This window comes from Roseobacter sp. MH60115, from assembly GCF_015644665.1.
Lineage (GTDB): Bacteria > Pseudomonadota > Alphaproteobacteria > Rhodobacterales > Rhodobacteraceae > Roseobacter.
The window spans coordinates 34,784-54,105 of sequence record NZ_JADOBQ010000005.1 but is presented as its reverse complement, the minus strand read 5'-3'; the positions used below and the strand labels follow the sequence as shown (position 1 = coordinate 54,105).

Below are 19,322 nucleotides of genomic sequence, written 5' to 3'. Positions count from 1 at the left end.
ATCACATCAAGTCTCGTGAAAAAGGCCGCCTTATGCGGCCTTTTTTGCTGCGCTCAGGTCTTGGGATTGATCCGTCGCTTGCCATCTGCAAAAACCTGGCGCCACGCCAGAATACGGAACGACTTGCGCAACCCGGTCGGCCAGAACGGGTCCGCGTGGACCAAGGCTTTTGCCGCAGCCTCGTCCGGCACATCCACAACCCAGAGACCGCCCTGCCCGGCACCTGCGGCATCTGACAGCGGTCCGGCGGATTGGATCGCATCGGAATGCGCCTCGAGAAAGTCCAGATGCGCGGGCATATACGTCTTTCGAATGTCCGGGTCTGCCTGCGCGTCGTCTTCGAAAAAAATGATGAATGTCATGCGATCCTCCAGCGTGTGTGTGCCAAAGCTACCACCACACATAAGCTGATTGATTCAGCAAATGTAACCATTTAATCTGCAAAAATGCAGAGCTTTAACTGGAATGATCTGAAGTATCTGATTGCCTTGCACCGATCCGAAACTCTGCTGGCAGCGGCGCGGCATCTGGGTACCAGTGATACAACCGTCGCGCGGCGGATTGTGGATTTGCAGGACAAACTCGGGGTGACGTTGTTCCTGCGCGACGGGGCTGGGCGATATGTTCTGACGGAGATCGGGCACGCCATCCTGATCCAGGCGGAGACCACCGAACGGGCGGCAATGGCGGTGGAAGACCTGTTGGGACACATCACAACCCGTCTGACCGGTGTGGTGCGGATCAGTTCCGTGCCCGTGATCATCAACCGGATTCTGGTGCCGCAGATCAGCAGGCTGCAGGATCAGGAGCCCGGTCTGACGCTGGAGCTGATCCCAGAGGCGAGGCTGCTTGATCTGAGCAAAAGGGAAGCTGACCTCGCGCTCCGTTTTGCGCGACCGGCGACCGGGGGGCTGCGCATCAAGGCGCAAAAACTGGGTCGTTTGGCATTTGACCTCTTCGCCACATCCACGCTGGACGAACACGAACGCTCGGAACTGCCCTGGATCGAATATGAAGATGCGCAGGCCAGCCTGCCACAGGCGCGGTGGCTTGCCAAGGCGGCGCAGCGGGATCCGGTGGGGCTTGCACCGTTGAAAGTGGCGGATGTAGAAACCGCCTGGGAAGCTGCCGCGCAAGGATTGGGCAAAACGCTTTTACCCTGCAGCATTGCAGCGGCTGACGCTCGCCTGCAGCGGGTCGATATCCGAAACCACACGCGCCTGCCTGCACGCGATGTATGGCTGTTGTCTCACGCGGATCAAAGCGACCGCGCCTCTGTTATGGCGGTCAAGAACTGGTTGAACGGGCTGTCCTGGACATAGGCGCACATGCCGGAACGCAAAAGGCCCGCGTCAGAAACGCGGGCCAAACCTTCAGACGTGCGCGTGAGGTCAGTTCACGGATTTCGCGTCGACCACGTCTTTTTCGATCTGCTTCGTCGAGGAGATCGAAATCTGCCGTGGTTTCAGCGCCTCGGGCACCTCACGGACCAGATCAATGTTCAGCATCCCATCAACATGGGCGGCGCCGGTGACCTGAACGTGGTCCGCCAGATGGAAGCGACGCTCGAACGCACGGGTTGCGATGCCGCGATGCAGATAGCTGCGCGCCGCGTCCTCTTCGGCTTTCTTGGCCGAAACGATCAGGGCGTTTTCACGCACCTCGACACTGAGGTCCGCATCCGAGAAACCGGCAACCGCAATCGAGATACGATAGGCGTCATCGTCCAGTTTTTCGATGTTGTAAGGGGGGTAGGAAGGCTGTGTGCCCTCGGTTGTCAGCACCCGGTCCATCAGGTCGGCGATCTGATCAAAGCCAACGGTGGCCCGGTAAAGCGGTGCAAAATCATAGGTACGCATAGTGTTATCCTCTTTTGAGCGATTACGCGCCAGCGGCTCCGAATGAATGGACGTCCGCCGACAATGGGTATGTGCCGGGGCCCAGTTGAGGCACCCCGGATACCGGTAATGTGGGGATGAGATTCAGGCTTTCAAGACCCCCCGGGACGGACAAATTTTGCCCCGCCCGTCGAAGTTGTTCTGCCGGTGCCATTGGTGATCGTGATCCTGCGCGCGGTCGCGAGAGGGCTCTGCTTGTTGGCCCGCATCTGGCGTTTCAGATCGACCACAAGCTGCGGGAGCACCATGCCGAAAGAGACCTTTTTGCCTTCGAATCGGCCCACGCTTGAAATGACGGAAATAATCTGGCCCCGGCCATTCTTGTGGCTGAAAACCGGCGCACCGGAGGAGCCGAATGTCACATCGCAATCCATCAGCACCACGCCCTGATAGCGATCGAACATGCGGCACACCGCCTGTCTGGAGGGCAACTCCGCGCGTCCACGCCCGTAGGACACAACGCTGACCGGCCCTTTCGCAAACCGCTCATTAAAGAGAACAAAGGGATCGAGCATATGGGTCGGGATCGGGGCTTCGAGCCGCAGTAAGGCAACATCGTGCCGGATATTCTCCACCGTCGAACCCTGCCCCGGCGTGTAACCCGGATGCGCCTCGATCTGGGCAATCTGACGCTCGGCCGCAGAGGTGCCATGGCGCAGCCCGGCCCGGAAAGTCAGGTCTTCTGCTTTCAGCAGCGCGTTCGAGGTTGGCGAATAGACGCAATGCGCCGCCGTCAACACAAGATCAGGCGCAATCAGCGTGGCGGTGCAAAACCCGACACCATTGGCATCGAGCCGCCCCACGGCCTGCCAGACCAATGCCTCGTTTGCGCCACCAAGGCCGGTCAGCGACGTGGTGCGCTGCTGCGCTTCGACCGCGCCGGTCGCGCCCAGCAAGGCCACAAATGTCAGGATCAGAATAGATCGCATCGGTCAGTTGACTGGTCGCACGAATTTTGCGCCGGTGGAGCCGCGCCCCTCGCCAATCCCGACCCGTGCGGCAATTGGCGCGGATTTCTGATAGACACCTTTCCCCGCCACCAGTTCAGCGCGGAGAAAATCCAGCGGCGCCCCCAACGCAGTGCCCAGAGAGACGTCTTCGCCGTTCATTTCCGCCTTGGCGGACACAACCGATACGATCTGCGCCCTGCCGTCTGCAAAGACAAAGATGGGCGCCCCTGACGATCCGAAATCAACCGAACAGGAGGTGACAAGAACACCCTGCTGACGGGCCAATACGGTGCAGACTTCCTGCAAGGACGGGGCTTCGGAGCGGTCACGGGCGTAGCTGACCACGCCGACCCTGTCCCCTTTGCGCGGACGGGGTGCTGTCTCGAAGGGTTCAATCGTGGTGTTGCGAATGGGACGGGCGAGCTCCAGAAGGGCAATGTCATTGCGCACCCGCGCGGAGGAGACATCTTCGGCGTAGCTGTAGTCCGGGTGCACCACCGCGCGGCGCACCTGCCGGTAGGCAGAGGCACGCCCACTGCGCCACCCTGCCAGAAACTCGACGGTCTCGTGATTGATCCGTTCGCCGGAGGTCTTGTCATAAAGGCAATGCGCCGCGGTCAGGACCAGATCAGGGCTGATCAACGCGCCGGTACAAAACCCCTTGCCACCGATGTCCAGACGGCCAACCGCTTCCCAAGGGCTTGCGTCATTGCCATTTTCCAACGCCTTCAGATGCGCATCCTGCGCGGCAGCACCCGTCGCGCCGAGCGTTGCCAAAACCAGCAAAATCAACCACTTTTTCACCAGGAATTCCTTCGTATTGATGCGGGAAAAATACGCATCAGATGCGGCAGAATTAGGGCAGCAAGGGCCTGACCGCGGGTTTTTTGGTTAACGGTTCACCGTCAATGCGTTAGCGAAGGATGGGGATTTCAGACCTGGGGTTGAATTCTTCAGCCATCGCTGGAGGTTTCGGCCCGCCCGTCGCCCAGTCCAGCAGTTCCACGGTGTGCACAATTGGCAGTTTCGTGCCCGACCCGATTTGCATCATGCAGCCAATGTTGCCTGCGGCAATCACGTCCGGCTGCCTGGCTTCAAGCGTGCGTATCTTGCGGTCTTTCAGCTTTTTGGAAATCTCCGGTTGCATGAGGTTATAGGTCCCCGCCGATCCGCAGCAGAGATGGGGGTCGGAAGGCTCTACAATGGTAAAGCCCGCGCGTTTCAGCAGATCCTTAGGGTAGGTTTTGATCTGCTGACCGTGCTGCAGCGAACAGGCGGCGTGGTAGGCGATGACCATCTCCTTGTCGCTGCCTTCCGGCAAATCCAGTTGCATCAGCACCTCAGATACGTCCATGGCAATCTCCGACACCCGCTTGGCATCCGCCGCCAGCGCCTCATTGCGGAACATGTGCCCGTAGTCTTTCACCGTCGTGCCACAGCCCGAGGTGTTGATCACAATCGCGTCCAGCCCTTCACCATCCATCTCGCGCGCCCAGGCGCGGATGTTTTTCGCAGCCGTCGCGTGGCTCTCCGTGGTCTTGCCCATGTGATGGGTCAGCGCCCCGCAGCAGCCCGCCCCTTCGACAACCACCACCTCGCATCCCAACCGGGTCAGGAGCCGGATGGTCGCGTCATTGATATCCGTGTTCAGCGCCCGCTGCGCACAGCCGGTCATCAGCGCCACCCGTTTGACCCGCGGCACCTCCGGCGCAAAGCTTTGCGGATCGTCGTTGCGGCTGACTGGCGGAATTTTCTTTGGCGCCATCTCCAGCATCGCGCGCAGCCGGGCATCCGGCATCAACCGCGCAAAGGGCCGCCCCAGCTTCGCCCCGACCAGCGCCAGCCGGAACCGCATCGGGTAGGGTAAAATACGCGCCAATATCCAACGCAGCGCCCGATCACTGAAGGGCCGCTTGTAGCGCTGTTCGATGTAAGCGCGCGCGTGGTCGACAAGGTGCATGTAATGCACGCCCGAGGGACAAGTCGTCATGCAGGCCAGACAGCTCAGACAGCGATCAATATGTTTCACCGTCTTGGCATCCGGATCACGATCGTTCTCCAGCATGTCCTTGATCAGGTAGATCCGCCCCCGGGGGCTGTCGAGCTCATCCCCCAGCACCTGATAAGTCGGACAGGTCGCCGTGCAAAACCCACAGTGCACGCAGTTGCGCAAGATCTCGTTGCTGCGCTGAATGCCCGGATCCTGGAGTTGCTTTTCGGTGAATGTGGTCTGCATCAGGCGACCTCTCTTGCGACAGGGCCCATCAGACCGGGGTTCAGGATGCCGCGCGGGTCAAAACGGGCGCGCAATCCTGCGCTGATTTTCGCAACGCCGGGCGCTTCTGGATGAAAGACTGGCAATGCCGCCCGCGTCGCCTCAGATGCCCGGACCAAGGTTGCGTGACCGTCAAAGGCGCCCAAAGACGCGCGCAGGTCGTCCCCTGCTGGCATGCGCACCCAGATCAGACCACCTGCCCAGTCGAAATACCATCCGACCGCCCCTGACCGCGCCATCAGCGCAGGCGCATCGGAGGGTTTGCAGGACACCCGCCAGATGTCTTCCGGCACCTCCGCCAGCAAAGTGGCGTCGCGCACGCTTTTCCAGATCCAATCCGACATGGTCGCATCCGCAACATTCATGTCTGCGTTGAAGTCCTTCAGCAAGTCTTTCAGCCGGTCCATGCGGTAGGCGACTGATGTCTCGAACCCTTCGATCCTCAGCGCTGTTACCGATCCCCCCTCCATGATCTTGGCACAATGGGCTGCCCCCGTGATCTCATAGGGAGATCCCATCGCCGCCGACATCGCCCGCACGCCCCCCACATCATCCAGACCGCGCAACATCAACGTCCCTTGCGTCTCCGGGCTGGGCAGAACTTTGAGCGAAACCTCCGTGAGAACGCCGAGCGTCCCAAAGGCGCCACACATCAGTTTGACCAGATCATATCCGGTCACATTCTTCATGACCCGCCCACCGTTTTTCACGGCCGTGCCCGTGCCGTCCACAAACCGCACGCCCAAGGCATAATCGCGCGCAGACCCGCCCTGAATCCTGCGCGGACCGCTCACATTCGCCGAGATCACCCCGCCCAACGTTGGGTCGCCCTGCGTGCCCAATACGGCACGATGATCCATCGGTTCAAAGGCCAGACGCTGGTTTTCAACGGCCAGCGCCGCCTCAATCTCCGAGATCGGCGTGCCTGCCTGTGCCACCATCGTCAGTGCGCCAGGCTCATAGAGCGTAATGCCCGACAGCCCGGCCACCGACAAAAGATCACCCCGGGGCGACAACCCGCGCGTGCCCCCGCCCTGAATCGCCAAAGGTCCCTTGGCCGATTTTACAATGTCGGCCAGCGCCGCTTCCGTGTCAGGTTTCATATCTTCTCTTGGCTCTCAATATCCTGGGGGAGCGCCAAAGGCGCGGGGGCAAAGCCCCTATTCCGCAGCCACGTCCAGCGCACGCCGTGTTTCTGATACGGCAAGCGGAAAGACCTTTGCAGGGTTCAGCAACCATTGAGGATCAAACACATCCTTCACGGCCATCTGCGCTTCGAGATCGGCGGGCGCATATTGATGCGTCATCAGGTCCCGCTTTTCGATCCCCACACCATGCTCACCCGTCAGGCAGCCGCCAACTTCGACACAAAGCTTCAGCACTTCCGCGCCAAATTCCTCGCATATCTCCAGATCGCCGGGCTTGTTGGCGTCGTAACAGATCAACGGGTGCATATTGCCGTCGCCCGCGTGAAAGACATTGCCCACCCGCAGCCCGTAGTGCTCCGACATCTCGCCAATGCGGCGCAGCACATAGGGCAATTCGCTGACCGGGATCGTACCATCGAGACACATGTAGTCGCTGATCCGCCCGATGGCGGAAAACGCTGCCTTGCGACCCGCCCAGATCCGCGCACTTTCGTCAGCAGACGCACTTTCCCGAAGAGCAACGGGATTGTGGCGGCGGGCGATCTCCGTGATCAGCGCCAGTTGATCGTTGATCTCCGCCTCTGATCCCTCAACCTCGACAATCAACAACGCCTCGCACATGGGATAATCCGCCTTGGCGAAATCTTCACAGACCTCGATCAGCATCTTGTCCATGAACTCGATGGCCACGGGTAAAACACCCGCCTTGATGATGTCGGCCACGCAGGCCCCCGCGATTTCAGCACTGTTGAAGCCCATGAGCACAGGCCGTGCACCCTCGGGCTTTGGCAAAATACGCAGGGTCGCCTCGGTCACAACGCCCAACTGCCCTTCGGAACCGCATATGAGTCCCAAAAGGTCGAGCCCGCTAGCGCCCATATGCGCCCCGCCAAGCTCGACGATCTCGCCATCCATCATCACCATGGTGACGCCCATGAGATTGTTCGTCGTCACGCCATATTTGAGGCAATGCGCCCCACCGGAATTCATCGCGATATTCCCGGCAATCGCGCAGGCCAGCTGGCTGGACGGATCAGGCGCGTAGAAAAACCCGTTTTCCTCAACGGCACCGGTCACGCTGAGGTTCGTGCGCCCGGTCTGCACCTTGATCGTGCGATTGTCATAATCGGTCTCCAGCACGTCATTCATGCGCGCCACACCCAGGATCACACAATCCGCCGTCGGCAAGGCCCCGCCTGCAAGGGATGTGCCAGAGCCGCGCGGCACCACGGGCACGCCCTCTTCATGACAAATGCGCAGGATTTCCGAGACCTCTTGGGTGCTTGCAGGCAGAACCGCCACCATCGGCGGACATCTGTAGGCTGTCAGCGCATCGCACTCATAGGCCCGCGTCTCTGCCGCATCCTGAATGACCGCATCCGTCGGCAAGACCGCCTGCAAGCGCGCCACCACGCGATCCTTGCGCGCCAGTACAGCGGGGTCGGGAATCGGCATTTCCATGATCATTCCTCCATTTGGTAAAATAATATGACCAATTTCACCCATTGGCAAGTTTTATCGGACCTGCCATGCGTCACGCATGACACTGATGGACCGATTTGCGCTGTTTCAGCCACTGGATTTCGCCGCCCTGGGCATGATCTTTTTCTTCTGGGCCGCGATCGGCTGGCGGGTGGAGCACCCCTCGGCCAAACACCTGTCGACCACGCGGATCATGGCGGGTTACCGGCAGGAATGGATGCGTCAGATGGTGACACGCGAGCCGCGCATCTTTGACGCACAGGTGCTGGGCACCCTGCGGCAGGGCACTGCGTTTTTTGCCTCCACCTCGGTGATTGCCATCGGCGGTACGCTTGCCGTGATCGGCAATGCGGAGCGTCTGGCGGGCGTTGCGGCGGATATCACGCTGATAGATCACCCCACAATTGTCTGGGAGTTGAAACTGATGGTCCTGACGCTTTTCCTCACCAATGCTTTCCTGAAATTCGTCTGGGCAAACCGTCTTTTTGGATATTGCGCCGTTCTGATGGCCGCTGTGCCGAATGACCCATCTCATGCCGATGCCTTCAAACGCGCGGAACAGGCGGCTCAGATCAACATCACCGGTGCGCGAAGCTTCACCCGCGGGTTGAGGTCCATGTATTTCGCCCTTGCCTCCGCAGCCTGGCTGGCCGGGCCCATCGCGTTAATGGCTGCCTCGCTCTTGACCGTGATCGTCATCTGGCGCAGAGAATTTGCATCTCACTCTCGCAAAATCCTGCTGAACCCCTAAATTGGGCAGCGTAGAGAGGGTATGATTTGGTTCATCTTAAAATGAAATATGCATTTCTGGCACTGCTTCTGGCCTCGGCTCCCGCGTTTGCCGAACCACCGCAAATCGACAATGTGAAGGCCCGCAAAAGCGGCGATACCTGGCGTTTCGACGTAACGATCTCGCACCCTGACACCGGGTGGGACCACTACGCCGACGCCTGGCGCATTCTGGACATGCAGGGCAATCAGCTTGCGATCCGTGAGCTGGCGCATCCGCATGTGGAAGAGCAGCCGTTTACCCGCTCCCTCTCCGGCGTGCGTATTCCGGAAGGGACAACACAAGTGCAAGTACAGGCACGCGATCTGCCGGGTGGCTGGAATCCGGAGACCAGGGTGATTAACCTGCCCTAGCGCGCGGATTGCAACCTTTCCTCCGTGCGCGCGCTTGATGGCGCGGCCCCCTTGGCGCGCAATGCATCCTCCATCAACCGGCTGGCGGCCTCGATGTGGTCCTGCAAAATCGCACAGGCGGCCGCTGCGTCTCGGGCAGCGCACGCCGCAAGCAGTGCACGATGCTCCTTGTGTGAGCTTGCAGAATACTCCAATTCGACGGCAACGGTGTGAAAGTACCGCTGGGACAGATGGTTCAGCGACGCAATATGGGACAGCAATCTAGGGCGTGCGCAAGGGCCTAACAGGGTCATGTGAAACGCCCGGTTCAACGCGGCGAACTCCGCGATATCTGATTTTTCTGCGTCATCCTGTATCGCCTCAGCCTGCGCAATCAGGCGGTTTGTAAGCTCGGGGATCGCGTGTCTCAGCGCAAGCGGCTCCGCAACCGCCCGCATTTCGTTGATCTCCACGAAACTCTCCACATCCAGGGGCGCAACCACCGCGCTGCGATTTGCCGGGAGGAGGACAAGCCCCTCCCTTTCCAGGATTTTGAGGCTTTCCCTGATTGGCATTCTGCTGGTCTGAAAGCGTTCCGCCAGTTCTTCCTGGAACAACATGGTCTCCGGCGGGTGTTTGCCCGCAATGATCTCTGTACGCAAAGCCGCGGCGATTTCCTCTGCGGTTTGCCCGTCCCGGATGATCTTGCGTGTCATGGCTCGTTCCCAATCGAAATCATCAAACTTGACGATTTGTATACTATTGTAAAACTTGTATCCAGATGAATCTAGAGGATACAGATGTCTAAGAGTGTAAACCGAGTGCAAAAGGCGCTTGAAGATTTGAAGCTGGACGCCACCATTCAGCACATGCCGGAATCGACGCGAACGGCAGAGGATGCCGCGACCGCCTGCAAGTGCTCCGTTGGGCAGATCGTCAAATCGATGATTTTTGAGGGTGCCGAGACAGGCAAGCTGAAGCTGCTTCTGGTGAGCGGGAAACACACCGTCGATCTGGAGCAGGCCGCCGAGGTTTTCGGAGAACCCTTGATCAGGGCCGATCCGAAACGGGTTCGATCTGAGACAGGTTTTGCCATTGGGGGCGTTGCGCCTCTTGGGCATTTGTCAGCGACAGACACCTGGATGGACACGGCCCTGCTTGACCACGATCTCGTTTGGGCAGCGGCTGGCGCACCAAATGCTGTTTTCAGCCTGCCTCCTCAGGAGCTGAAAGATGCAACGGCTTCACGGATTTTTCAGATAGGCTGACACCGGTTGCGCCAAGTGGTGCGAGCCTCTCCTGAACTGCATTCGCAAGGCCGTTAGGGCGGTCGCTACAGATACTTCACTGTTGCCCAATGTCCGCGCCACCGGGGCTCCTCCGCAGTGTCCATGACCTCTTCCATGGGCAGAGGTTGCGCGCGCGCCTTGCGCAACTGCCACCAGTTCCGAATACGCGCCAGGAGGGTCCGATCATCCGGAAACTGGAAGAGTGTAATCGTTTCCTTTGCAGCTTCCAGAGGTTCACGCCGTGCTCCCAACGCCTTGAACGCACGCGCTTCCACTGCCTCATCGGCGAGGCCGGGTATCGCAGTGTCCGCGTGATGCGGCTGAATGCGTTGGTGTTTCATGGCCGAGCTCCTGACAGTTCAGCGTGAGATTGACACAAGCCTCTATGTATTGAAAATTCAGACTCCAAATATACAATATTGGAAAAACTGATATGCTGACCCATCGACAGATCAGGTACTTTCTCGCCGTTGTCGATGCGGGACAGGTTTCCGCGGCGGCCAGAGCGCTCAACGTATCGCAATCCGCCGTGACCCTTTCGATCAAGGATATGGAGGGAATGTTGGGCACAGCGCTGTTCGACCGCCTGCCAACCGGGCTGCGGCTGACCAGAGCCGGACAGCAGTTCCGGCATCATGCCCGCGACATTGCCGTCTCCTTTGAAGCCGCCATGAAGAGTGTAGAGGCCACCGACGATGCGGTAACGGGCCGGGTCCGCCTTGGCATGAGCTGGACGCTTTCCAGCTACTTTGCCATCCCGGTGATCGAGCATTTTACGCGCCAGCACCCCCGCATCGACGTTGAACTCACGGAAGAACCCAGGGAGGTCCTCGAGCAAGCCCTCGTTGAAGATCAATTGGATTTGGCTCTGGTCCTGACCTCCAACCTCACGTCAGGCGCGGGTCTGAAAAGCCGGACCTTTCACAGATCACCGCGACGTCTGTGGGTCAGCGTGGATCACCCCCTGACCCGCCAAAAGACAGTGACCCTGACAGATGTCGCCAAACATCCCTACGCCGTGCTGAGGTCCGATGATGCGGACAAACAGGGGCTGGCCTATTGGACCGACCTCACGGGCCATCCCGAAATCAAACTCATCTCAACCTCGGTGGAAGCCGTGCGCAGTCTCGTGGCCGCCGGGCGGGCCGTGACGATTCTGAGTGATGTTATCTATCGTCCCTGGACGCTGGATGGCAGGCGCGTGGAGAGAATTGATCTCGCAGAGGCCATTCCCACCATGGATGTCGGCATCGCCTGGAGCGCAGCAGGCACTTTGTCTCCAGCGGCAAAGCTGCTGCGCGGCGCGTTCAACACGTCGATTTCCGGGGGGCATATCTGAGACCTGACACACACCCCCATCTGGACCGGAAAGCCCGGACCGCCAACACGCCACCGGTGCGTCCCAGCCATCAATCCCGATGATACGGCGCGCCTGCAAGGATCGATGCGGCGCGATAGAGCTGCTCGGTCAACATCACCCGGACGAGCATATGCGGCCAGACCATCTTGCCAAAGGACAATGCGAAATCCGCCTCGGCCCTCAGGCCCGGGTCAATCCCATCCGCGCCGCCGATCACCAGTGCCAGATCGCCGCGCCCGGTATCGCGCCACCCGGCAAGCCGCTGCGCGAATGCGGGCGACGTTTCCAGACGCCCGCGTTCGTCCATCACAGTAACGACCGCGCCCGCGGGTATCGCCCGACGGATCAGCGCAGCCTCCCCGGCCATGCCGCCACCCTTGCGATCATCCACCTCGACCACCCGCGCAGGGCCAAGGCCAAGGACGCGACCGGTACGGTCGAAGCGCTGTAAGTAGTCGTCAATCAGGTCCTTTTGCGGCCCCGCCCGCAGGCGTCCAACCGCAATGATATGCACACGCATGAGACCGGCCTCACACCCAAAGGATCAGTTGGCCGCTGTCTCCGAGCCGCTCATGGGCTGCCACATCTTCTCAAGCTGATAGAATTCGCGCACTTCCGGACGGAAGACATGCACGATCACATCACCTGTGTCGATCAACACCCAATCTCCGGTCTCCTTGCCTTCCATCTTGGCAGTGCGGCCGTATTCATCTTTGACCGTCTGCGCGAGCTTTTCCGAAATGGAAGACACTTGCCGGGTCGAGCGACCGGAACAGATGACCATATAGTCACCAATCTCGGTCTTGCCGCGCAGATCAATCTGCACGATGTCTTCGGCTTTGTCGTCGGAAAGGGAAGAAAGGATAGTTGCCAGGAGCTGGTCGCTTGTGGCTGTGTCGGGTGCGGAGACCATTACCGCAGCCCGTGTTTGAGCAGCATTTGCTGCATCAGCATGGATAGACAGGACATCGTCCTCCTTTTGTCGCGCCGCCTGACCCCCGGCGCTGGGGCTCTTTTAGGGTAACAATTGGTTGGCGACATTTCAATGACAGGGTTTTGGTTAAGGCCATCTTCGTTAACCGTGCGGCAAAGAGGGTTGTTCCTCGCCCAGCATCCGCACTTCCCGCTGCGGGAACGGGATGGAGATATCGTTCGCCTTGAAGACATCCCAAAGCGCCAGATAGACGTTGCCGCGGATGTTGGTCAGCCCGCCGGTCGGATCCTTGATCCAGAACCGCAGGATGTAGTCTACCGAACTGTCGCCGAAGCCCACGATGTGACAGACCGGCAGCTTGGGATGTGCCAGCACCCGGTCCACATCCGCCGCCGCCTCGATTGCCAGTTTGCGCACCAGATGGGGATCACAACCGTAGGAGGTGCCGAAAAAGATATCGAGGCGCACGAATTCATTGGAATGCGACCAGTTCACCACCTGACTGGTGATCAGGTCCTCGTTCGGGATAAGATATTCCTTGCCGTCCCGTGTGACAACCGACACGTACCGCGCTCCAAGGGAATTGATCCAGCCAAAGGTTTCGCCCAGGCTGATCACATCGCCGGGTTTGATCGATTTATCCAGCAGGATGATCACGCCGGACACGAGGTTCGAGACGACCTTCTGCAGGCCGAAACCCAGGCCCACACCAATCGCACCCGAGAGCACCGCGAGCCCGGTGAGGTCTATCCCGACGGCCTTGACGCCCATGAAGAAGGCAAAGCCATAGAGGGTGATCTGCACCGCCTTGACGGCCAGCACCTGCATTGACGGGCTGATGTCTTCGTTCTTGCGAATGCTGGAGGCGGTAGTGGAACTGATCAGCCGGGCCACGGTAAAGAAGACGCCGATCACCACCGCCGCGGTGATCAGAGTGAGCAGCGACAGGTGGAAATCCCCGACATCCAGCGCGAGATCATCGAGGAATTCGGAAACCTCATCCGAGACGCCCACCAGATAGAGCGTGGCATAAATCCACAATGCCCAGGTCACCAGCCGCCGCAGGAACCGGTTGCGCACCAGCCGGGCAGCATAGGCAATGCCGGTCCAGACAATGGCGAGCGTGGCTGAAAGCCCGATGAAGTACGACCGCGAAGGCCAGGTGATCTGCTGCATGATCACGTAGAGGGCACCGGCCAGCAGCGCGAACCAGACCAGCCCCATGCGCCGTTTGATCTGGACGATCATGCGCAGCTGCCACTTGGACCAGCCTTCCCGCGCCCGCACCTGATTTTCAATCACGCGACCCGAGAGGATGTGCAGGAAGTAGCAGAGCACCGCCAGCCCCAGCACGATCAGCACCTGATTCTGTCGCCAGCCGGGGGTGATTACGCTTTGCAGGAAACTGGTGAAGAGGAACCAAATCTCGTCAACCGACATCAATGCGGCGGCAAAAGGTTCTTCTTCGGTCTCCATCGGCGCTCCTTTTCATCGGAAAGTGACACAGACAAACGGCTGTCACAACCCGGCAACCCTTGCGGCAGGGCCTCTGGCGCTGTATCTGATCCTGCATGATACGCATCATTGATATGGATGACCGCGCGCGCCTGCGTGAACGCTTCTTTGGGGCGACCCATACCGTGCTGGCGCGACTATAAGCGCGCGCTTCACCCCATCTGACCCAATTCACTTTACGGGAGAGGACCTATGTCCCCCAAGACGCTCTATGATAAAATCTGGGATGCCCATGTCGCGCATGAAGCCGACGATGGCACCTGCCTGCTCTACATTGACCGCCACCTTGTGCATGAGGTGACATCGCCGCAGGCCTTCGAAGGTCTGCGCATGACCGGCCGCAAGGTCCGCGCGCCGGAGAAAACCATCGCTGTGCCGGATCACAACGTGCCCACCACGCCCGGGCGCGAAGATCCGTCGAACATGACAGAGGACAGCGCCATTCAGGTAGCCGCCCTTGATACAAACGCCAAGGATTTTGGCATCCACTACTATCCGGTGTCCGACGTGCGTCAGGGCATCGTGCATATTGTAGGTCCCGAGCAGGGGTGGACGTTGCCGGGGATGACCGTTGTGTGCGGCGATAGCCATACGGCCACCCACGGTGCCTTTGGCGCGCTGGCCCATGGTATCGGGACGTCTGAGGTCGAGCATGTGCTGGCCACCCAGACGCTGATCCAGAAGAAATCGAAGAACATGAAGGTCGAGATCACCGGCAAGCTGCGCCCCGGTGTGACCGCCAAGGACATCACGCTGAGCGTGATCGGGGCTACCGGCACCGCCGGCGGCACCGGCTATGTGATCGAATATTGCGGCGAGGCGATCCGCGATCTGTCGATGGAAGGTCGCATGACCGTATGTAACATGGCCATCGAGGGTGGCGCGCGCGCAGGCCTGATCGCACCGGATGAAAAGACGTTCGAATACTGCAAAGGCCGTCCGCACGCGCCCAAGGGCGCGCAATGGGAAGCGGCCATGGACTGGTGGAAGACGCTCTATTCCGACGATGATGCCGCCTGGGATGAAGTCATCACGCTTAAGGGTGAAGACATCGCACCGGTGGTCACATGGGGCACCTCGCCCGAGGATGTGCTGCCGATTACCGCTGCTGTCCCAGCGGCGGATGATTTCGAAGGCGGGAAAGTTGGCGCGGCTCAGCGTTCGCTCGACTACATGGGCCTGACGCCGGGCACACCGCTGTCGGATGTGGAGATCGACACGGTCTTTATCGGCTCCTGCACCAATGGCCGCATCGAGGATTTGCGCGCGGCCGCCGCCATTCTGAAGGGCAAGAAGAAGAAAGACGGGCTGCGGGCGATGGTTGTGCCCGGCTCCGGCCTTGTGCGCGCGCAGGCCGAGGAAGAAGGTCTGGCGGATATTTTCAAGGACGCCGGGTTTGAGTGGCGTCTGGCTGGCTGTTCCATGTGTCTGGCGATGAACCCGGACCAATTGCAGCCGGGTGAGCGCTGTGCCGCGACCTCGAACCGCAATTTCGAGGGACGGCAGGGCCGCGGCGGACGCACGCATCTGATGTCGCCTGCGATGGCGGCAGCAGCGGCGATCACCGGAAAACTGACGGATGTACGCGAATTGATGTGACCGCAAGGGGTGGCCTGAAAGCCCACCCTACCTGCTGGTTGCAGGTTTCGTGCTTTACACCCCCCAAGACACGGTTGAGAAACCGACAGCCTTTTGAAGGCGAGGAGAGACAAAATGGACAAGTTCAATACCCTGACCGGGATTGCCGCCCCGATGCCGCTGATCAATGTCGACACGGACATGATCATTCCCAAGCAGTTCCTGAAAACCATCAAGCGGTCCGGTCTTGGCGTGAACCTCTTTGACGAGATGCGCTATGATGACGATGGCAAAGAAATCCCTGATTTCGTGCTCAACAAGGACGCCTATCGCGAGGCGGAAATTCTGGTGGCAGGCGATAACTTCGGCTGTGGCTCCTCGCGGGAACACGCACCTTGGGCGATCAAGGACTTTGGCATCCGCTGCGTGATCGCGCCGTCGTTTGCGGATATCTTCTACAACAACTGTTTCAAGAACGGCATTCTGCCCATCGCGCTGCCGCAGGAGCAGGTGGATCTGTTGATGAAGGACGCTGAGAAAGGCTCGAACGCGCGCATGACGATTGACCTCGACGCGCAGACCGTGACCAGCTCGGATGGGGAGGTCTTCAGCTTCGATCTCGACCCGTTCAAAAAGCACTGCCTGATGAACGGCCTCGACGACATCGGCCTGACGATGGAAAAAGCAGCCTCCATCGACAGTTTCGAGGCCACGGCGGCACAGGCGCGTCCCTGGGTCTGAGCCCCATCACCGGCGGGCGACCAAGGTCGCGACCACAACAAACATTGATACGGCTTTAGTGGGCACTTCATCGGTGCCCACTATATCTTGGGTTTTGCCCGTTTTTCGCCACAGTATTGATGCAAGAACGCACCACCCCTTCCCTGAAAACGCCCAATGTATTGCCTCTTGTTAACCATGACACTTGTGGGACGAAGACGAGTGATGTCACTGTTGGGGCAAGGTAAGGCAGCAGACCACCGCCCCGGTGGCATCAAGTTGGGACAAGGCACGGCAACGAATCGCGCCTGACCAGTTTGAAGGGAAGAAAACGGATGCTTGTACGTATGTCAGGCGCGCTTATGCGCGGACTGTTTGTGGCGCTTTTGATCGCCACGCCAGCTATTTTGCTGCCCGAAGTCACATCAGATCAATCGCAACTTGTCGTGCTCGCCGCACTGCTTGCCGCCTTTCTGACATTTGCGGAGTATAATTCGCCCTCGCCCAGTATCGTGGAGTTCCGAGACGCCGCCCCGTTCAACCGGCTACGGTTCGTGACGGTGTTTCTCACCGTATTTCTGCTCACCGCAATTGCCCGGGGCGGTTCCGACCTGAATTCGATGAGCCAGGGCATTGCCGCGATCGGGACAATCGTCGGAAATGCCATCGACTTCCCGTTTTCCCCTGTCCGCCTGATCGTGTTGATGTTGCCCCATGACGCTTCGGCTGAAATGATCGATGAAGTCCGGTCGGCAGCAGGTATATCCTACCTGATCTCACTGATCGCCATGGTTGCCTTTGGCGCGCTGGTGCGCCTGTGGAACTGGCCCGTGCGCAACGGGGCCTTCAATGTCTGGGTCAACCTGCCGCTTTTCGATCCCACGACGGGGGGGGACGTGCTCTACCGGTTGCAGCGGGATGCCCGCTTCAACATCGCCTTTGGATTTCTGTTGCCCTTCGTCATCCCGGCAGTGGTCAAGGCCGCCTCCGATCTGATAGACCCCGTCTCACTGGAGAACCCGCAAACCCTCATCTGGACGATCACCGCATGGGCCTTCCTTCCCGCAAGCATGATCATGCGCGGCATCGCCATGAGCCGGATCGCCGGTATGATCGAGGAAAAGCGGCGGCGCGCCCATCAGACCGCCGCCAAGGACGCAGAATACCAGGCAGCCTGGTAGGCGTTTTTTTTGCGGCAGTCATGGCCGCGACCGGCGCGGATGCAGACAGTTTGCGGGTCGCCACGTTCAATACCGAACTGGCCCGCAGAGGACCCGGCCTCTTGCTGCGGGACATTGCGCGGGGAGAAGATGCGCAAGTCACGGCCACATTGCAGGTCATTGCCGCAGCGCACCCCGATGTTCTTGTTCTGCAAGGGTTTGACTATGATCTGACCGGCGCGGCGCTGACGGCCTATCAGCGCGCTTTGACCGCCTGGGACATCGATTTCCCCTATAGTTTTGCAGCCCGCCCCAACACGGGCATGGCCACCGGTCTCGACATGGACGGCGATGGCAGGCGCGGCGGGCCGCGGGATGCGCAAAGCTATGGTCGTTTTTCCGGTCAGGGCGGCATGGCGGTGCTGTCGCGCTACCCGATCGACGTCGACGCCGTGCAGGATTTCACCGATATGCTCTGGCGAGAGGTCCCGGATGCACTGCTGCCCCAGGCGGATGGTGAACCCTTCCCGTCAGAGGAAGCGCAGGCGATCCAACGGCTGTCGACCACGGCTCATTGGGCCGTGCCCATTGACGTGCCGGACATCGGCCGGGTCACGATCATGACTTTCCACGCCAGCCCGCCGGTGTTCGACGGACCCGAAGACCGCAACGGTCGGCGCAATCATGACGAAATCACCTTTTGGCAGCACTATCTGGCCGGGAGTTTTGGCCCGGCACCGCAAGACCGGTTCATCCTGATGGGCGATTTCAATCAGGACCGCCGGGGCGGTGAGGGGATCAAGGCGGCGATTACCACCACATTGGATGATCCGCGGCTGCAGGATCCGCTGCCGCGCAGCCCCGGCAGTGACATCATCACGGGCGATCCCTTCGATACGGCAGATTGGGACGATCCCGTTCCGGGCAATCTGCGGGTTGACTATGTGCTACCGTCTGCAGACTGGCGTGTCCTCGGCTCGGGCGTGCTGTGGCCGGACCCCGAAACGCCCTTGGGTCAGGCGGTCGAGATCGCGAGCCGCCACCGTCTTGTCTGGGTGGATATCGCGCGTTAGGCCGTGCGGGCCTCGCGGCGTAGCCACAGTTCGAGCACCAAAAGATAGGGCAGATAGAATGCAAAATTCTGCACCAGATCGAACGTGCCGTCGAATTCAGGCGTGGACGCCAGCCCCTCGGTGAAAAAGTACCAAACCCCGTAGTGCAGCCGATAGAGCCATGATCCGAACGTCAAAACCAGAACCCGCAACGCCCAGCGACGGTGCACTGCGAAATCCCGCCTGCGGGCATAGCGGATGGCCTGCCCTGCGCTGAGACACACCAGAAACCCATAGACGCCAAAGCCAATATCCATCCAGAACCCACCGATGGTGCCGCGCAGGAAAATATAGGCCAGACCCGCAAGGCCAACCAGACCAGCGCCCAGACATAGCATCCGGCCAGACCATCGATGATAGGCCACAAACCGCGCCCGCAAACCGGGCCAGAACTGCAGCGGAACAAAGACCATCAGCAGCGCGCCCAGTGACATATGCGCAAAAATTGCAAGATTGATGACGGTGCCGCCGGGAGTGTAAAACCTGCTTTCCGACATGTCCGGACTGATCAACAGCAAGGCACCGGAATGCATTGCCCAGATCGCGAAGGGCAGAGAATGCAGGATCAGAAAGACCAACCCGGCGCCGACATAAATCTGGCGGGCTCTTGATGTTGGCACCGGCATCTCCTTAACGCGCGTCCAACGTCATTCTAGCGCCGGTCAGCCGGTTCCGCCACGCAAGCCTCAGAGAACACCGATGCGTTCCGGTGTCGCAGCCTTCGTCATTCCGCGCGCCTTCTTGACCCCGACAGGGCCGCGCGGTAGGCCGCAGGCAAC

The 19,322-nt window shown here is 59.9% G+C and carries 22 protein-coding genes; 9 read left to right on the top strand and 13 right to left on the bottom strand.

The window, feature by feature from the left end; translation table 11 throughout:
* Positions 1 to 53: 53 nt before the first annotated feature.
* The gene (locus ISX84_RS15940; protein ID WP_195821392.1) at positions 54 to 362 is read right to left on the bottom strand and encodes a YciI family protein; all 309 of its coding nucleotides are present in this window, start codon (positions 360 to 362) and stop codon (positions 54 to 56) included.
* Positions 363 to 446: 84 nt separating this feature from the next.
* Between ISX84_RS15940 and ISX84_RS15935 the strand changes: the two genes are divergently transcribed.
* Positions 447 to 1,322, top strand: a complete 876-nt coding sequence (locus tag ISX84_RS15935; protein ID WP_195821391.1) for a LysR family transcriptional regulator — start codon at positions 447 to 449, stop codon at positions 1,320 to 1,322.
* Positions 1,323 to 1,391: 69 nt separating this feature from the next.
* Here the strand turns inward: ISX84_RS15935 and ISX84_RS15930 are convergent, their stop codons facing one another.
* From ISX84_RS15930 to ISX84_RS15905, 6 genes are all read right to left on the bottom strand, one after another.
* Positions 1,392 to 1,859 (bottom strand): Hsp20 family protein, encoded by a 468-nt coding sequence (locus tag ISX84_RS15930; RefSeq protein ID WP_195821390.1) that lies wholly within the window; start codon positions 1,857 to 1,859, stop codon positions 1,392 to 1,394.
* Between the two features lie 131 nt (positions 1,860 to 1,990).
* The gene (locus ISX84_RS15925; protein ID WP_195821389.1) at positions 1,991 to 2,827 is read right to left on the bottom strand and encodes a trypsin-like serine peptidase; all 837 of its coding nucleotides are present in this window, start codon (positions 2,825 to 2,827) and stop codon (positions 1,991 to 1,993) included.
* Positions 2,828 to 2,830: 3 nt separating this feature from the next.
* A complete protein-coding gene (locus tag ISX84_RS15920; protein ID WP_326838750.1) occupies positions 2,831 to 3,652 on the bottom strand; it encodes a trypsin-like serine peptidase in 822 nt (273 codons plus the stop codon).
* Positions 3,653 to 3,761: 109 nt separating this feature from the next.
* Positions 3,762 to 5,084 (bottom strand): glycolate oxidase subunit GlcF, encoded by a 1,323-nt coding sequence (gene glcF / locus ISX84_RS15915; protein ID WP_195821388.1) that lies wholly within the window; start codon positions 5,082 to 5,084, stop codon positions 3,762 to 3,764.
* Positions 5,084 to 6,226 carry an FAD-binding protein gene (locus ISX84_RS15910; protein ID WP_195821387.1) on the bottom strand — a complete coding sequence of 381 codons (1,143 nt, stop codon included), beginning with the start codon at positions 6,224 to 6,226 and terminating at the stop codon, positions 5,084 to 5,086. Before ISX84_RS15910 ends, glcF begins: the two co-directional genes overlap by 1 nt.
* A 57-nt stretch (positions 6,227 to 6,283) precedes the next feature.
* Positions 6,284 to 7,732, bottom strand: a complete 1,449-nt coding sequence (locus tag ISX84_RS15905; RefSeq protein ID WP_195821386.1) for an FAD-linked oxidase C-terminal domain-containing protein — start codon at positions 7,730 to 7,732, stop codon at positions 6,284 to 6,286.
* Between the two features lie 79 nt (positions 7,733 to 7,811).
* On the opposite strand from ISX84_RS15905, the gene ISX84_RS15900 reads away from it, so the two are divergent.
* Both ISX84_RS15900 and ISX84_RS15895 read left to right on the top strand, forming a co-directional pair.
* Positions 7,812 to 8,504 carry a DUF599 domain-containing protein gene (locus ISX84_RS15900; protein ID WP_195821385.1) on the top strand — a complete coding sequence of 231 codons (693 nt, stop codon included), beginning with the start codon at positions 7,812 to 7,814 and terminating at the stop codon, positions 8,502 to 8,504.
* Positions 8,505 to 8,545: 41 nt separating this feature from the next.
* Positions 8,546 to 8,896, top strand: coding sequence for a hypothetical protein (locus tag ISX84_RS15895; RefSeq protein ID WP_195821384.1), 351 nt, complete (start codon positions 8,546 to 8,548; stop codon positions 8,894 to 8,896).
* On the opposite strand, the gene ISX84_RS15890 is transcribed toward ISX84_RS15895, so the two are convergent.
* The gene (locus ISX84_RS15890) at positions 8,893 to 9,591 is read right to left on the bottom strand and encodes a GntR family transcriptional regulator (protein ID WP_195821383.1); all 699 of its coding nucleotides are present in this window, start codon (positions 9,589 to 9,591) and stop codon (positions 8,893 to 8,895) included. The genes ISX84_RS15895 and ISX84_RS15890 overlap by 4 nt on opposite strands.
* An 84-nt stretch (positions 9,592 to 9,675) precedes the next feature.
* Between ISX84_RS15890 and ISX84_RS15885 the strand changes: the two genes are divergently transcribed.
* Positions 9,676 to 10,143 (top strand): YbaK/EbsC family protein, encoded by a 468-nt coding sequence (locus ISX84_RS15885; protein ID WP_195821382.1) that lies wholly within the window; start codon positions 9,676 to 9,678, stop codon positions 10,141 to 10,143.
* Positions 10,144 to 10,208: 65 nt separating this feature from the next.
* Here ISX84_RS15885 and ISX84_RS15880 read toward each other — a convergent pair whose 3' ends face one another.
* A complete protein-coding gene (locus ISX84_RS15880) occupies positions 10,209 to 10,505 on the bottom strand; it encodes a hypothetical protein (RefSeq protein WP_195821381.1) in 297 nt (98 codons plus the stop codon).
* A gap of 92 nt (positions 10,506 to 10,597) precedes the next feature.
* Between ISX84_RS15880 and ISX84_RS15875 the strand changes: the two genes are divergently transcribed.
* A complete protein-coding gene (locus ISX84_RS15875) occupies positions 10,598 to 11,503 on the top strand; it encodes a LysR family transcriptional regulator (protein ID WP_195821380.1) in 906 nt (301 codons plus the stop codon).
* A gap of 70 nt (positions 11,504 to 11,573) precedes the next feature.
* Here ISX84_RS15875 and rlmH read toward each other — a convergent pair whose 3' ends face one another.
* From rlmH to ISX84_RS15860, 3 genes are all read right to left on the bottom strand, one after another.
* The gene (gene rlmH / locus ISX84_RS15870) at positions 11,574 to 12,044 is read right to left on the bottom strand and encodes a 23S rRNA (pseudouridine(1915)-N(3))-methyltransferase RlmH (RefSeq protein ID WP_195821379.1); all 471 of its coding nucleotides are present in this window, start codon (positions 12,042 to 12,044) and stop codon (positions 11,574 to 11,576) included.
* A gap of 24 nt (positions 12,045 to 12,068) precedes the next feature.
* Entirely contained in the window at positions 12,069 to 12,437 is a 369-nt protein-coding gene (gene rsfS / locus ISX84_RS15865; RefSeq protein WP_195821378.1) for a ribosome silencing factor, read from the bottom strand.
* Positions 12,438 to 12,599: 162 nt separating this feature from the next.
* Positions 12,600 to 13,934, bottom strand: a complete 1,335-nt coding sequence (locus ISX84_RS15860; RefSeq protein WP_195821377.1) for a mechanosensitive ion channel family protein — start codon at positions 13,932 to 13,934, stop codon at positions 12,600 to 12,602.
* Between the two features lie 231 nt (positions 13,935 to 14,165).
* Between ISX84_RS15860 and leuC the strand changes: the two genes are divergently transcribed.
* From leuC to ISX84_RS15840, 4 genes are all read left to right on the top strand, one after another.
* Positions 14,166 to 15,572: a 3-isopropylmalate dehydratase large subunit gene (gene leuC / locus ISX84_RS15855; RefSeq protein ID WP_195821376.1), complete on the top strand. Its 1,407-nt coding sequence runs from the start codon at positions 14,166 to 14,168 to the stop codon at positions 15,570 to 15,572.
* A gap of 114 nt (positions 15,573 to 15,686) precedes the next feature.
* Positions 15,687 to 16,292 carry a 3-isopropylmalate dehydratase small subunit gene (leuD, locus tag ISX84_RS15850; RefSeq protein WP_195821375.1) on the top strand — a complete coding sequence of 202 codons (606 nt, stop codon included), beginning with the start codon at positions 15,687 to 15,689 and terminating at the stop codon, positions 16,290 to 16,292.
* 314 nt (positions 16,293 to 16,606) lie between these two features.
* The gene (locus ISX84_RS15845) at positions 16,607 to 17,452 is read left to right on the top strand and encodes a hypothetical protein (protein WP_229884367.1); all 846 of its coding nucleotides are present in this window, start codon (positions 16,607 to 16,609) and stop codon (positions 17,450 to 17,452) included.
* A 20-nt stretch (positions 17,453 to 17,472) separates the two neighbouring features.
* Positions 17,473 to 18,504, top strand: coding sequence for an endonuclease/exonuclease/phosphatase family protein (locus tag ISX84_RS15840; RefSeq protein WP_229884366.1), 1,032 nt, complete (start codon positions 17,473 to 17,475; stop codon positions 18,502 to 18,504).
* On the opposite strand, the gene ISX84_RS15835 is transcribed toward ISX84_RS15840, so the two are convergent.
* On the bottom strand, positions 18,501 to 19,163 hold the full coding sequence (locus ISX84_RS15835; protein WP_326838749.1) for a DUF2306 domain-containing protein: 663 nt from the start codon (positions 19,161 to 19,163) through the stop codon (positions 18,501 to 18,503). The two genes, ISX84_RS15840 and ISX84_RS15835, sit on opposite strands and share 4 nt — an antisense overlap.
* Positions 19,164 to 19,322 lie beyond the last annotated feature (159 nt).